Origin of the sequence: Herminiimonas sp. Marseille-P9896 (assembly GCF_903993245.1) — a bacterium.
Classification (GTDB): Bacteria; Pseudomonadota; Gammaproteobacteria; order Burkholderiales; family Burkholderiaceae_D; genus Oxalicibacterium; species Oxalicibacterium contaminans.
Window position 1 is genome coordinate 1,059,444 of sequence record NZ_CAJEVT010000001.1, and the last position, 14,541, is coordinate 1,073,984.

10 protein-coding genes are annotated in these 14,541 nt (G+C 53.4%); 6 read left to right on the forward strand and 4 right to left on the reverse strand.

Annotation, left to right across the window (positions count from 1 at the left end):
- Positions 1 to 36 precede the first annotated feature (36 nt).
- Positions 37 to 1,629, reverse strand: a complete 1,593-nt coding sequence (locus H7U06_RS05170; RefSeq protein WP_254873126.1) for a glycosyltransferase family 39 protein — start codon at positions 1,627 to 1,629, stop codon at positions 37 to 39.
- Between the two features lie 197 nt (positions 1,630 to 1,826).
- Here H7U06_RS05170 and H7U06_RS05175 point away from each other — a divergent pair, with 197 nt between their 5' ends.
- From H7U06_RS05175 to H7U06_RS05185, 3 genes are read left to right on the forward strand one after another with little or no spacing between them, the layout of a single operon-like run.
- On the forward strand, positions 1,827 to 2,843 hold the full coding sequence (locus H7U06_RS05175; protein ID WP_175625092.1) for a glycosyltransferase family 2 protein: 1,017 nt from the start codon (positions 1,827 to 1,829) through the stop codon (positions 2,841 to 2,843).
- Positions 2,834 to 3,244 (forward strand): GtrA family protein, encoded by a 411-nt coding sequence (locus H7U06_RS05180; protein WP_175625093.1) that lies wholly within the window; start codon positions 2,834 to 2,836, stop codon positions 3,242 to 3,244. The genes H7U06_RS05175 and H7U06_RS05180 overlap by 10 nt, the downstream gene beginning before the upstream one ends.
- Positions 3,245 to 3,259: 15 nt before the next feature.
- Entirely contained in the window at positions 3,260 to 4,051 is a 792-nt protein-coding gene (locus tag H7U06_RS05185) for a ChbG/HpnK family deacetylase (RefSeq protein WP_175625094.1), read from the forward strand.
- An 8-nt stretch (positions 4,052 to 4,059) separates the two neighbouring features.
- On the opposite strand, the gene H7U06_RS05190 is transcribed toward H7U06_RS05185, so the two are convergent.
- From H7U06_RS05190 to H7U06_RS05200, 3 genes are all read right to left on the reverse strand, one after another.
- Positions 4,060 to 4,767 carry a response regulator transcription factor gene (locus tag H7U06_RS05190; RefSeq protein WP_175625095.1) on the reverse strand — a complete coding sequence of 236 codons (708 nt, stop codon included), beginning with the start codon at positions 4,765 to 4,767 and terminating at the stop codon, positions 4,060 to 4,062.
- A gap of 32 nt (positions 4,768 to 4,799) precedes the next feature.
- Positions 4,800 to 7,091 (reverse strand): CHASE2 domain-containing protein, encoded by a 2,292-nt coding sequence (locus tag H7U06_RS05195; RefSeq protein ID WP_175625096.1) that lies wholly within the window; start codon positions 7,089 to 7,091, stop codon positions 4,800 to 4,802.
- Between the two features lie 96 nt (positions 7,092 to 7,187).
- Positions 7,188 to 8,867 (reverse strand): FecR domain-containing protein, encoded by a 1,680-nt coding sequence (locus H7U06_RS05200; protein WP_175625097.1) that lies wholly within the window; start codon positions 8,865 to 8,867, stop codon positions 7,188 to 7,190.
- A gap of 486 nt (positions 8,868 to 9,353) precedes the next feature.
- On the opposite strand from H7U06_RS05200, the gene H7U06_RS05205 reads away from it, so the two are divergent.
- The 3 genes from H7U06_RS05205 (at position 9,354) to H7U06_RS05215 (ending at position 14,479) form a co-directional block, all read left to right on the forward strand.
- A complete protein-coding gene (locus H7U06_RS05205) occupies positions 9,354 to 11,816 on the forward strand; it encodes an acetamidase/formamidase family protein (RefSeq protein WP_175625098.1) in 2,463 nt (820 codons plus the stop codon).
- Positions 11,817 to 12,252: 436 nt separating this feature from the next.
- Positions 12,253 to 12,729 (forward strand): chemotaxis protein CheW, encoded by a 477-nt coding sequence (locus tag H7U06_RS05210; protein WP_175625099.1) that lies wholly within the window; start codon positions 12,253 to 12,255, stop codon positions 12,727 to 12,729.
- Positions 12,730 to 12,775: 46 nt separating this feature from the next.
- On the forward strand, positions 12,776 to 14,479 hold the full coding sequence (locus H7U06_RS05215) for a methyl-accepting chemotaxis protein (protein WP_175625100.1): 1,704 nt from the start codon (positions 12,776 to 12,778) through the stop codon (positions 14,477 to 14,479).
- Positions 14,480 to 14,541 lie beyond the last annotated feature (62 nt).

The window sequence follows — 14,541 nt, forward strand, 5'->3', positions numbered from 1 at the left end:
TCCTGAGGAAGCGGCTTTTTTTATTCGGAGGCGGTATTACTTCGCGTCTTTAATATCCTTGCAACTGGCTTGTGGCGGGATGATGCCCCACTCGACGACCACGATAGGGCCACCAGCTTTCTTGGTCCATGGGATTTCCAGCGTGCCGTGTTCGGTAGATTGCGCCATCAGAGCAATGACGTCGATGCCGATGTCGTCAGGATTGGCTTCGCTGCGGTTGATTGCCACCAGCATGCCGCATTTCTCGGCTTTTTCTTCATTCACCCACGGTGCCTTGTGGAAGTCGCCATCGATGAAGACCTGAACTTGCGGGCCGATGTGGGTTGCGATATTGCCGCCCAGCCAGGTATCGGACGCAACAAGTGTCAACGGCGTCTGCATATGGGCTTGCCATTGTGCATGCACCTGACGGGCCACTTCAGCACCCGGGAAAGTAGCGCGGCTGGGGCGGCCGGATTTGTCCGCCAGCGGGCCGCGTGCCAGGCCATAGCCGATGGAGCCAAGGACCTGGAACAGGACTACGATGATGATGGTTTTGCGCAGCAGTGCGGTATCGTCGCCCGAACGGAAGACCCAGAACGAAAAGAAACCGAACAACACAAAGAAGGTAGTCGCCCAGTGCGCTGCCAGCGGTACTTTCATTGCTCCGGCTACCAGCAGTGTCAATACCAGTGGAGCCAGGCCGATGAAGAGCAGGAAGAAGCGATCCGAAGCGGCCAGTTCGCTGGCGATTTTGCCTGGACGAGCAGATTTCGGCGTGAGTTTGTATTGGCGACCGGCCCAGATGGCAATCACAACGATAGCCAGGATCAGGGCGGCGATACGTCCCAGGTTGGTCACCAGGAAGCTGGACAAGTCCTTGATTTCCAGCCAATAAGTCTCCAGCGGCACCATTTCACTGCCAGCGTAGGCTATCGGGCCAGCAGCTTGCTGTTTCAGCCACATCAAGTGTGGTGCGACCATTACCAGCAGGATGACCGTTGCAAGCAAAATGCCTTTCCAGGTTTGTGCGCGCAGCAGTTTGCCGGTTACCAGCAAGTACAGGAAGAAGGCAGCGAACTGGATCAGTGCGCTGTATTTGGTCAGGAAGGCGCAGCCGCAAAAGAAGCCGAGCGTAGCCCAGGCGCGCATGCTGTCATAGCGGGTGGCACGGTAAAACATCCAGATCGCACCGGCTACGGCCCACAATTGCATCGTATTGTGGTTATTCATGACGCCGCGTACGGTGAAGTAGGCGACCAGCGAAACCAGCAAAGTCGCGACCAGTGCGCGGCTTTGCGTGGTCATTTCACAGCCTAGTTTCCAGACCAGCCAGAGTGTCAGGATGACGCTTAATTGGCCGGTGAAGAAGGTCAGCCAGACCGGACGGCCAAAAATCGAGACCAGTCCATACAGTATCCAGGTTGGCAGCGGTGGATGCTTGTAGTAGCCCCATTCCAGTCCGCTGGCCCAGACCAGCTCTTCCATATTGTCCCAGTCGGGTGCACGGTGGCTGCTGATACCAGTGAAAACGCTCCATAAAACCAGGTGCAGCAGCAACAGTACGATGACCAGCGGTACCAGATTGGATGAGTTCAGCGAAAAGAGCCGACTATTTTGATTGGACGAGGAAACTGGTGGAGTGGGCATCATCGGTAGCGAAAAATGGAAAAGATGTAGATCTGGCGTGGAAACAGGCTTAGTTTCACAAATGCATACAGTGGTGCTGAATTATAATCGCTGCTAAGAATCGTCTTATACACAATTTTTTCAGAATACATGCCTGTTTTCCTGAATTTTGCGGGATGGGTAGAAGCCCAGCAAATGGCGTCCGAAAGGCTTTTTACATGTTGACAGTGCCAGCACTTCCGAAGCATCGTCCGGCTGATGCCCTGATTTCCTGTGTAATTCCGGCTTATAACGAAGCCGCCCATCTGGCCGACTTTTTGCGCGATTTGCGTAAAACGCTGGCGGGTTTCGCTGTGCGCTATGAAATTATCGTGGTCAATGACGGTAGCCGTGACAATACCGACGAAATCATGGCCTCGCTGTTGCACGAGGGCGGGCTGCGTTATATCAGCTTCTCGCGCAATTTCGGCAAGGAAGCGGCCTTATCGGCAGGTATCGATGCAGCGCAGGGCGATGCGGTGATCCTGATGGATAGTGATTACCAGCATCCGCTGGAGTTATTGCCGGAAATGACGCGTTTGTGGCGTGACGGTATCGATATGGTCTACGGCGTGATCAGCGATCGCAGTAATGAGTCGCGCCTGAAGCGCTGGGGCACTGGTATGTTTTATTACCTGATGGAATCCGGTTCGCCGATTACCATCCCGCGCAACGCGGGTGACTTCCGCCTGATGGATAAGAAAGTAGTGGACGCCTTGCGACAGCTGCCGGAGCGCAATCGCTTCATGAAAGGCTTGTACGCCTGGGTCGGTTTCAGCAGTATCGCCTTGCCGTTTGTCCCGGCGGATCGTGCAACTGGTGTTTCCAGTTTCAGCTATCGTAGCCTCGGGCGTCTAGCGATGGCGGGGGTGACCGCCTTCACGACCTTGCCGTTGCGGATCTGGAGTATGGTCGGCTTTGTGATTTCCATTATCGCGATCCTGTATGCGTTCTGGATTGCCGGTGAATCACTGCTGTTCGGTAATGACGTACCGGGCTGGTCGACGCTGGCTGCGGGTTTGATGTTTTTCTCCGGCGTACAACTGATTTCCATCGGTGTCTTGGGTGAGTACCTGGGCCGCGTCTATGATGAGGTCAAGAAACGTCCCTTGTACGTGGTAGCGCACGACATTAATAATGGCCCTGCAACGACTGTAAGCAACAGCAACGATAAAGACGGCACGCCATGCGCCTGATGGAGTTGTTTCGTGTAATGCGTTTCGGCATCGTCGGCCTGACGGCGGCGGCCGTGCATTACTGGGTGGTGATAGGCCTGGTGGAGTTGCTACATATTGCGCCCTTGCTGGCGAATGTCGGTGGCTTCATCGTTGCCTTCTGGGTCAGCTATTTCGGCCACCGGCACTGGACTTTTTCTGATGCGGTTGCCAGCCATGCCAGTGGCTCCAGGCAATCATTCCTGCGTTTCCTGGCGGTGGCGGTGCTGGGTTTTTGCATGAATGAATTACTGTTTTATCTGTTGCTGCGTTATGCCGGTTTGCCTTACTACGTGGCGTTGGCTATCGTGGTCTTCACAGTGGCGGTGATGACCTACATCCTGAGCCGGCTGTGGGCATTTCGCCATGCAGCACATACGTAAGAAGCTAGACTGACCATGACTCCGATTGCACTTTGCTCTGATGACTACGCACAGAATCCCGGTATTGATGCGGGCATTTTGCAATTGCTGGCGTTTGGTCGCCTGAGTGCGGTCAGCTGCTTTAGTACTGCACCGAACTGGAAGAGCACAGCGGCACCGGCGATACGCGAGCACAAGGGGCAGGCCGATATCGGTTTGCATTTCAACCTGACCGAAGGCTTTGGCCAGACCCGCATGCCGAGCTTGCACGCAGTGATCTTGCGCAGCTTGCTGAAAGGGATGAATGCAGAGCGCTTGCAGCAGGAACTGGAGCGGCAACTGGATGCGTTTGAAGATGGTTACGGCCAGGCACCTGATTTTATTGATGGCCATCAGCATGTGCATCAATTGCCCGGCGTGCGCCAGATCGTGCTGCAAGTGATTAAACGTCGTTATGCGGATAAGACTATCTGGGTGCGCAATACGGTGCCGGCGAATCCGGCATGGAGTGGCAAGCCGCAAATCCTGAAGTATCTGGGTGGGCAGAAACTGGCGGCCGGTTTACAAGTATCCGGCATCAAGACCAACCACGGCTTTGCCGGGGTGTATGGTTTTGATCGCGCTGATTACGGTAACTGCTTCAAGGAGTGGCTGGCGGCGGCGCAGCCTGGCATGCTGATCATGTGCCATCCGGCGACCGAGGTGTATCCGGATGACGAGATAGCGAAGCAACGGGTGGTGGAATACAACTTCTTCCGTTCGCAGGAGTATCTGGATATGCTGGCAGCCGCCAAACTCAAATTGGCGCGGCTATCCAGCATAGTTTGAATCACAGCTTAGAAAGTATCGAGACGATAGCCTATCGTGTACACCGTCGTCAGGCGTACATTGTTGTCCAGCTTCAGTTGCAGCTTGGTCCGTACTTGCGACATATGGGTGTCGAGCGTGCGCGAAGTCATCATGAGTTCGCGTCCCCACACTTCTTCCATGATGCGTTCGCGTGAAATCAATTGCCCGATGTTTTGAAAGAACAGGGCGGCAATATCAAATTCCTTGGGTTTCAGATCAACCGGCTCGCCGCGTATGGTGGCGATCTTGCGCATCAGGTCGAAATTGAAAATGCCGACTTCTACCGTGGTCGCCTGTGGTGCGACGATGGCCGCATCATTGCCTGACACGTGACGTATGCGTTTCGACAGCGCATGAATGCGGGCTGACAGTTCTGCCTCGCGTATCGGCTTGGTCATGTAATCGTCGGCACCGGCCATCAGACCTGCGACGATGTTTTCTTCCAGTACGCGATTGGTGAGGAACATCACGATAATGTTCTCGCCGATATTGCTACGCACCCATTCTATGACGTCCTTGCCTGTCATGTCGGGTAAATGCCAATCCAGTATCAGGATGTCGAAACGTTGGGACTGCAATGCAGCGATCAGCGTTTTTCCATCTGCAAATGACGTACATTCATGGCCTGCATCGGTAATGACCTGATTGATCAGTTGTGATTCGATCGGATCATCTTCCAGTGACGCTATTCTCATGGCTTACTCTCTAACTCCGTTTTTTAATTAATTTATCCAATCACGCACGGTAAGGTGATGGTGAAGGTACTCCCTAGCCCTACGGTACTGCTGACTTCTATGCTGCCGTTGTGACGTTCGACCACCATTTTTACAAAGGCCAGCCCTAACCCGACGCCATCGTGATCCTGCTCGTCCGCGCGCAGGAAGGGCGAAAAGATTGCGCTGCGATCCGCATCGGCTATGCCTTTGCCATGGTCGGTAATATTGCATACGACGCTGCTGCCGGTTTCGGTATGGAGTGGCTTGGCGCTGCAAATAATTTCTGATCCTTTGGGACTGAATTTGATGGCATTCGATAGCAGATTGCCGAGGGCACGTATCACCAGCGAACGATCGACATTCAGCCAGCAATCCTCGACTTCCTGTGCATCAACCACGATGCTGATGGACTTGCTGTGCGCAAAGGCCCACATATCGTCGGCAGCTTCAGCCAGCAGCGACGAAAAATCCGTGTCCTGCAATTGATAGGATTGTGATTCCGCCTTGGCCAGATGGACGAAGTCATCGGCCAGGTTCAGCGTGGTTTCAACCGATTTTTCTATGCGGTTGAGGAATTCCGGAATCGCGAATGCAGTACTCGGGTTGCGTTGCAGCTGGATCAGCGCCAGGATAGACGATTGCGGTACGCGCATATCGTGAGAAATAAAGTTCAGGCTTTCCTCACGGCGACGTTCAGCGGCGCGCAAGGTGGTGACATCAATCAGCGAGACGATCCAGCCCAGCATGGAACCGTCAGCCATGCGTGACGGTGCGGATTTGATCAGGAATTCACGCTTGTTGATATCGCGCGTTTCAATTTCCACTGCGGTGTTGCCCGGGGTTGAATGCAGCAGGGCGACACGCCAGTCGGTACCATTGCTGCCGACGTCCTGCAACATGTCGAACTTGGAGAAAATCGCTTCCAGCGTCGGGGTCTGGCCTTTATCCAGGTTCAGCGTCGCAAAGTACTCGCGGGCGATGCGGTTGTACATCAGGATCTCGCCGGTTTGCGACAAGACCAGGGTGGCATCCGGCATGCTGTTCAGATTGTCGATCACGAACTGATGCATGTCGCGGGAGCGATTGGCTGCTATGCGGATGGCACCAATTTGTCGGTCCAGGTAGTCTGAATTCTTGATGCGTACGGTCTCATTGGCATGACGCAAAACCATAGGCGTGGTTTGATTCAGGCGCGCAAATTCTTCGCTGAGATAGGCGAGGGCAGCCTCCAGGCGACGCCAGCTCCACAGCGGATAAACAATCACAACCATCAGGATGGCCGCGCTAGGTGGTATCCATAATTCTTCGAGGAAGGCGCCATAGGTCAGCGCACTGATCAGGCTGGCTAGGAATAGCGTCAGGCCGAGCGCACCGAACGGTGAGAAGTAGCGGCAGGCAAGCAGTGCCAGCGAAGTGGACAGCAGGGTAAACAGGATGGTTTGCCAACGCGCTGCCGGGCGGATGCTGCGTCCTTCGATCAGGCCGCTCAGGATGTTGGCATTGATTTCAACACCGGACATCGCTTCGTGATCGGTGGTCACCGGTGTCGCAAAGGTTGATGCTATGCCTGCGGCGGTCGCGCCGATCAGGACATATTTATCGGTAAAGAAGCTGGGAGGAATCTTGCCCGACAAGACGTCGATATAAGAGATCGTTTTGAAGTGACCGGGGCGGCCAGTGTACGGAATGCGCGCCGGATTATCTCCTTGCAGGATGCTGTTGACGTCGATATCCCGATAGTCGTCGGATACGATGTTGTCGGCAAGGACGCTCCGTTTGCCATCACTCTGCGCCGCATTGAAAACTGCTTGTGCAAATTGCGGCCAGGACACGCCATGCAGGTTTTCCTGCAGGTAGATGCCGCGCACGACGCCATCCGCTTCAAAGGTGAAGTGGATATGTCCCAGGCTGTTGGCCGCCTGGCGGAACGCGGGCAGCGGCAACGTTGGCTGCAAGCCTATGGGTGTGCGTTCTATCAGTACTGGTAAAACAGTGCGTTTGTTATTCGCAATCGCACTTGCCAGCAAGGCATCGTCATCGGAGAGGTATTGTGGTTCGGCGAAGATGATGTCCATGCCGACCGCTTTCGCTTTGGCTTTGGTCAGGATATCCAGCAATTCCGCATGGGTACGCCGTTGCCACGGCCAGCGCCCGAGGGAGGCGATACTGAATTCATCGATTGCGATAATGACGACGTCGGATGGCGCCGGACGTTGTGTTGCCTTGACCAGATTGTCATATATAAAGCGATCCGCCTGGCCCAGGCCATTTTCGTAGCCGAGCAGGATTGCCAGCAACAACATGAGGAACAGGAAAATACGCCATTCTTTTCTTAATGGTGATTTGGCTGTTCGCAAATTGGGCGTAATGGATCGGATAAGCAAACCGGGGTGACTTGATTAGTAGCTGGTGCCCAGGGGCTGCCCCTGCGATTCGAGCGGTGCATCGTACTCAGTACGCCATTGCAGCGGGACAGAGAATTTTTGTGCCGGTGAGAAAGCACCGACGAAGCCATCGTCATCCGTACTGCGTACGCGTGCATAGTAGGTGCCTGCTTCCGGACGCGGAATGGCGACTTCTGCCTTGCTGCTCTCTATATTGTTCAGCAAGGTTTTGAAGTCAGGCGTGGCGGCAACCTGGAAGGTAAAGCGCTGGCCAGGTTCTGCACTCCAGGAAAACTGGATTTCTTTCTGGCCGATGCTGGCCGATGGTGCGTCCAGGCCTGGTATCACGGCCAATGGCTTCGCATCGCCAAACGGACCTTGTTTGGATGTGTTGCCGGAACGGAGTATAGAGGCGACACGCCAGTAATAATTTCCACGCGCAAGCGGCACCGTCATTTCGTCGGCGCCGGTGTCGGCAGTCTGATCGAAGATGATGCCCTGGAACCTCGCGTCGCTTGCAACTTGCAGGCGATAATCCTTGATGCCTTCGGCCAGCGACCATTTCATCGTGACCGGGATGCGTTCATTTTGCAACTGACCCTGGAACTTGGCACCTGGTTGCAGCAGGAAAGGCGGGAATGGACGGGCATCGACACGGAAGGCTTGTATCGTCGGTATACCTTCGAGTCCGGCCGCATCCAGCGCGCTGGTACGGACGAAGTAGGCACCGTCTTCCAGGTTTTCCAGTTTCGCGACAGCTTTGCCGTTATTGCTGCGTATGCTGGTTTCGGCAATATTGTTGCGTCCGGCTGCGTCGGTAGAAACGATGACGCGGAATGCCGCGGCACTTGCGTGCGACAACGGGAACTGAATAGGCAGGCGTATTTGCTGCTGGTAGCCGTCTTGCAATACCGGTGCCGTCAGTAGTGCGACTGGTTTGCTGACGCGGCCATTCTCAACCACCGTGCCATAACCGGCCGCAACCAGTTGCTTGCTGGGTTTGTTGACGGCAGTGTTTTGTGCAACCGCGACTTTACCTTCGAGGACTTCATTCAAGACCCGTTTGTCATCCACATTCACACGGAAGTTGGTGCCGCGCACACCAGAGACGGCGAGCGGGCTGATGACTTCAAATTTTCCGTCGGGTCTATTATTTAATGGCGTGACTTGTGATTCAACTCGACCCTTCTGCAGATACAGCTGGGTGCGCGGTGTTTCCACATACTGTGTGGCGCGCAACAGACGCAGGCTGACCACGCTATTCGGTGGCAGTGTGAATTGGGTGCCGTCATCCAGCATCAGCGAGATAAAGCTGTTCGCCATTGTGGTCAGCGTGTCGCCTTCCTTTAATAGCGCGTCTATTTTCGCTTCTATCGCGTTGCCGTCATGTCCGCGGATCACCACGTCGCCAAAGAAGCTTTTGATCCGCGCAAATGTTGAAACCGGCGTGAGCAGACGGGCAGGGATCAGGACTTTGCGACCGATAGGAATAGTCCTGTCGTTTTCGATCTGGTTGGTCTGGCCTATGGCGCGCCAATTTTTGACGTGGCCGGTAAATTTCTGCGAAATACTGGACAAGGTTTCGTGTTGCGAAACGGAGTACACAACGCCATCGCGCGTCACGCTGATGTTATCTGCGGATGCGGAAGAACTGATTGCGATTAACAGGAATGCACTAGCTATGGTTCTCAACACTGCTTGCCTCTTAAGGTACTTCGCGAAATCCTTGAATTTATGCGGTATTTTGTTGATTTCGGGAATTATAGGTGGATCAGAAAAGCCGGATGGAGGTGAAACGTTAACATTTGCAAATATTCGCGTTTTGGCCTGATTTTGCTTGGCGCGGGCCGTGTTTCTTATGATACCGGGGCAAGTATGGATGCTGTCTTGAACGCACATACACATTTGTTGCTGTATGGAAATGCTTTGTTGTGGCTTTTCCGCAAATTACAATGAATTGTTCGCTCCTGAACAAGTTTGCCCGCGTTGAGCAGCCTAGTATCTGCTCAATTCTATCTCCATTCCGCAGCGCCGAATTTATTCCAGGCAATGTTGTATATGAATGAGTTTCTCATTCTTTTTGTCAGCCCGGTCTGATAGCGAGTGAGCTGTCGTAATATTGCATTGAATAGAATGAGCGTGCCGCTGCAGGCATATGGAATTGGAAGATGTGGGTGAAGCATGGCTGATAACTTTAATCGTTTTTCGACGGACGCCTTCCCTGGCGAGTTGCGTGCTGCAGCATGGCAGCAAACCCTGAGTCGAATCGGACTGGCCTGTGATTTCCCCGCAGCTGAACGCACACCTTTGCATGGTTGTGCCTCCGTCAGTGTTTCTTCCCACGCTTCCGTATTCGCTAAATTACATGGTTCACCACAGATATTGCATTCGCCGCAGGATGCGGTGGGCAAGCGCAATGACGTCGTCCTGATCCTTGCGCTGCTGGAAGGCCATGGCCAGGTCAGTGTCGGTCCCGAATCTGCGACTGTGGATGCCGGTGATATCTTTTTGCTCAATCCGCAGCAAGACTGGCGTCTTGATTTACGAACTGCATTTACCGCGATTCTGGTCGAACTGAAGGAAGCCGGATTTTTGGCACGCCTGATGCGCACCGGTTCCAGTGATTTGAACAAGGTGGCGACGAGTTTTGGTACTGGTGGTATCAGTGCTGACTTCCTATATTCGATAGGCGAACACTTCGATGGCCTAGGCCCGGAAGACCTGGGGCAAATGGAGGCCAGCCTGATCAGCCTGTTGATCGCGGGCATGGCGCGGCATGCTGATGCCGAAGACTCTGGTGATGGTGATGCCGAGCATTCGACCTCGGTTCAGCTCGGACATTTGCGTCGGGTTTGTCGCAGCATAGAGAACCGCCTGACCGATCCGGATGTATCGATAGGCGAAATCGCCCGTATCGAAAATCTATCTGCGCGTTATATACAAAAATTGTTTGCAGGTGGTGATACCACCTTCGGTGAATATGTGAAGAAGCGCCGACTGGATCGTTGTCGCAATGATCTGGCCAATAGCGCGCTCAAACATTTGACCATCTGCGAACTTTGCTTCCGCTGGGGCTTTAATGATGCGGCAAACTTCAGTCGCGCTTTCAACCTGGAGTTCGGCATCAGTCCGAAAGCGTATCGCTCTTCTGCGGGCAAGCAAGTCGCTTTGCATTTGCAGCGGGGACGTCCTGCCAGCAATGCTGCAGCGACTTCTGAAAAGAGGCGCAACAGTCGCAAAACACACGGTGCCCCACGTGTTGCGCACGTCGATGGTGTGGTGGATGGCCTGCGTGACCAATTTGCCAGCATACTGAGTGAAATTGCCGAACATGCGCATGTTCCGCTCGGCGATGAGGCGGTGTCGACCAACTCCGTACAAAGCAAACATCACTACATTCCGGTTTCGGACAAGACTGTGCACTGGGGCTATTTCAGCAAAACGATCAAACCGGTCGTCAGTGTACATTCAGGCGATTGCGTCACGATAGAAACGCTGACCCAGCATGCATACGATGATTACGAGCGCATGATCAAAAATGATCCGGGCGCAGAGAGCGTATTTCATTGGGATGCCAACGGAAAGTCGGTAGACCGGCGCGGTTCCGGCCCGATAGACGGTTCCATCTACGGACGTGGAGCAGGTGAGGGCTTTGGCGTACATATCTGTACCGGCCCGGTTTATGTGCAGGATGCAGAGCCTGGCGATGTGCTGGAAATACGCATCCTTGATATACAGACCCGTCCCGCAGCGGCGGAAGAATACGCCGGCAAATCATTTGGCAGTAACGCCGCGTCATGGTGGGGCTTCCATTATCACGACTTGCTGACCGAACCCAAGCCGCGTGAAGTCGTGACCATCTACGAAATCGAGCATCCGACGCATGAGCATTGCTGCGCGAAGGCGGTCTACAACTTCCGCTGGACGCCGCAGACCGATCCGTTTGGCGTGCGCCATACCACTATAGATTATCCCGGCATCCCGGTTGATCACAGCAGCATCGTGAAGAACTATGGCGTACTGAAAAATGCGCGCATTCCTATCCGGCCCCACTTTGGTGTGATGGCAGTTGCGCCTTTGCTGGACGATGAAGTGGATTCAGTGCCGCCAGGTTCGTTTGGTGGAAATCTGGATAACTGGCGTGCGGCCAAGGGTTCTACCCTGTTCCTGCCGGTCGCGGTGCCAGGGGCCTTGTTCTCGGTTGGTGATCCGCATGCTTCACAGGGCGATTCCGAACTGTGCGGCACGGCGATTGAGTGCTCGCTGACCGGCGAATTCCAGCTGGTTCTGCATAAGAAGAAAGACATAGCCGGGACTTTCCTCGACGATCTGGATCATCCCTTCCTCGAGAGCGAGACTGAATGGGTAATCCAGGGCCTGAGCTATGCCAATCACCTGGTCGAGCTGGGTGCCAACGCGCAGGCTGATATTTACAAAAAGGCTTCGCTCGACATGGCGATGCGCGATGCCTTCCGCAAGACCCGGCGCTACCTGATGACCGCGCACGGCTTAAACGAGGATGAGGCGATATCCCTGATATCGGTGGCGGTCGATTTCGGTATCACCCAGGTTGTCAATGGCAATTGGGGGGTACACGCCATCATCAAGAAATGCATACTGGGCCATCCGGACGAAGCGATTTAAGGACGACATCGCGTTGCATTCAATGCAGACCAGGCGTCGGATAGATGGCTATGGTGTTTGACGGATGTACGCATGCCCTTATCAATAAACAAATAATCCTGCCTCGGGAATAGAAACGATTCCCATATCCGATGATTAGCGTGTTTTTCCTCCTCCTTGCCGGTTTATATACACGGCTGATTACAGCGTCTTTTCCCTCAATAAAACGTTAAAAAAAGTACCAAATACACAAACGTTTTTCGCGATTTAACCAAAAGTCACAGATACACCAGAATATCTTCGTGATGGCCTCGTTTTTCTCTAAAGATTCGTTACGGAATGACGTAATCAGGATTAAGTTGAAAGGGGAATTTTTCCCGTTTCAACTGCCTATATTTTTACGCTAAAAGTGTTAACCACAGCGCAAAAAACAATCCTTCTTATAAACAGGCCACCCATGCAAAACAAGCAACAATCTCTCGGCGGGACCGAGGTATTGGCGTTTACTTTAGGCAGCGAAGAATACGGCATCGATATCCTGAAAGTTCAGGAAATTCGTGGTTACGACGCTGTTACGAAAATCGCTAATGCACCCGAGTTCATCAAAGGCGTTATTAATCTGCGCGGCATCATCGTACCGATTGTTGATATGCGCATCATGTTCAAACTGGGGGCGCCTACTTATGACCAGTTCACGGTCGTCATTATTTTAAATATTGGTAATCGTGTAGTCGGAATTGTGGTCGACAGCGTTTCGGACGTCATCACACTCAATAGCGAGCAAATCAAACCGGCCCCGGAAATGGGAACCTCCATGAATGCAGACTTTTTGATCGGGCTGGGGACGATAGAAGAGCGCATGCTGATTTTGCTGGATATAGACAAGCTGATGTCTTCATCCGAAATGGGACTGATAGAAAAATTAGCGGCCTGATAAAAAAATAGAGCCGTCTTCACAATAATGGTCTGAGAGGGAAAAAATGTTTAATAACTTATCAATCAAGATGCGCTTGATAGGCACGATGGCCTTTATGGGCATCATGCTGATCGTTGGTGGCGCCATGGGTGTATTTGGCTTGCAAAGCACCAATGACTCACTGAAAAATGTGTACGGTAACCAGCTTGCGTCATCGCAGGCTATTGATACTGCAATGACGCGCTTGTTCCAGGCACGCTCAAATATCGATCGCGTATTGGTCAAGCCGCATGCAGCAAACGCAGCTGACCTGATCGCTCGTGCGGCGACTTTGCGTGCGCAGTCTGACGAGGCATGGAAGCGTTACACCGAATTACCAGCGGATGCAGAAGAAAAGAAACTGGCTGAAGACGTGAATGCCAAGCGTGATGCCTATGTACGCGACGGCGCACTGCCTTTGGTCACCGCGATACAGGCTGGACGCTTTGAAGAAGCAGAGCGCCTGATGTTTGAAAAAACCACGCCACTTTTCATAGAAATGAATAACAGCGCGGAAAAACTTTCAGAGTTCCAAATGAAAGTTGCCGCTGCCAGCTATGACGCGAGTCAATCCATGTACGGTATGTTCCGTATCGCTGCGATTGGTGGTGTGTTGTTTGGTCTGATCGTTGTCGCGATTGCTGCTTTCTTCCTGATCCGCGCCATCATGCAACCGTTGACGGAAATGCTGGGCCATTTCAGCGCGATCTCTTCTGGCGACCTGACCAGCCGTATCGAAGTCAAATCGCGCAATGAAATGGGTATCTTGATGAGCGGCCTGCAAGTCATGCAAAAAAGCCTGATAGAAACCGTCTTCAATGTACGCCAGGGCAGTACCGCCATCGGTGTCGCTACCCAGCAAATCGCTGCCGGTAACCTGGACTTGTCCAGTCGTACCGAGCAACAAGCCAGTTCGCTGGAAGAAACTGCGTCGTCGATGGAAGAACTGACTTCTACCGTCAAGCAAAATGCTGATAACGCACGTCAGGCCAATCAACTGGCTGCTTCAGCTTCCACCGTGGCGGAAAAAGGTGGCCTGGTTGTTTCGCAAGTAGTCGATACTATGGAAGACATCAATACATCGGCGAAGAAAATTGTCGACATCATTGGTGTGATCGATGGCATCGCTTTCCAGACCAACATCCTTGCCTTGAATGCCGCAGTGGAAGCCGCGCGTGCCGGTGAGCAAGGTCGCGGCTTTGCCGTGGTCGCCAGCGAAGTGCGTAACCTGGCACAACGTTCCGCTGCTGCTGCCAAGGAAATCAAAACATTGATCGGTGATTCGGTTGATAAAGTCGAAATCGGTAGCAAGCTGGTCGCCGAAGCTGGTGTGACCATGAAAGAAGTTGTTCATGGCGTACAGCAAGTGACCGACATCATGTCGGAAATCACTGCAGCCAGCCAGGAACAAAGTGCAGGTATCGAGCAAGTCAATCAGGCGATCAGCCAGATGGATCAAGTCACGCAACAGAATGCTGCGCTGGTTGAAGAGGCTGCCGCTGCCGCTGAATCGTTGAATGAACAAGCCGGCAAACTGGCGGAAGCAGTCAGCGTCTTTAAACTGGATGGTGTGGCTGCCGCTACACCGCTTAAAAAAGCTGCGAGCAAAATCACCGCAGTTCCTAGCACACCGGCACCAGTCAAACGCGCAATCTCGGCACCCGCTCCGGTGCGTCAGAAAGTAGCGAATGGCGCGCCGACCGGTGGCGACGATTGGGAAGAGTTTTAAACCCACGCCCATTTGAAGCGTGTGATTGAAGCAGGGACAGCTCTGTTCCTGCTTGATTCCGA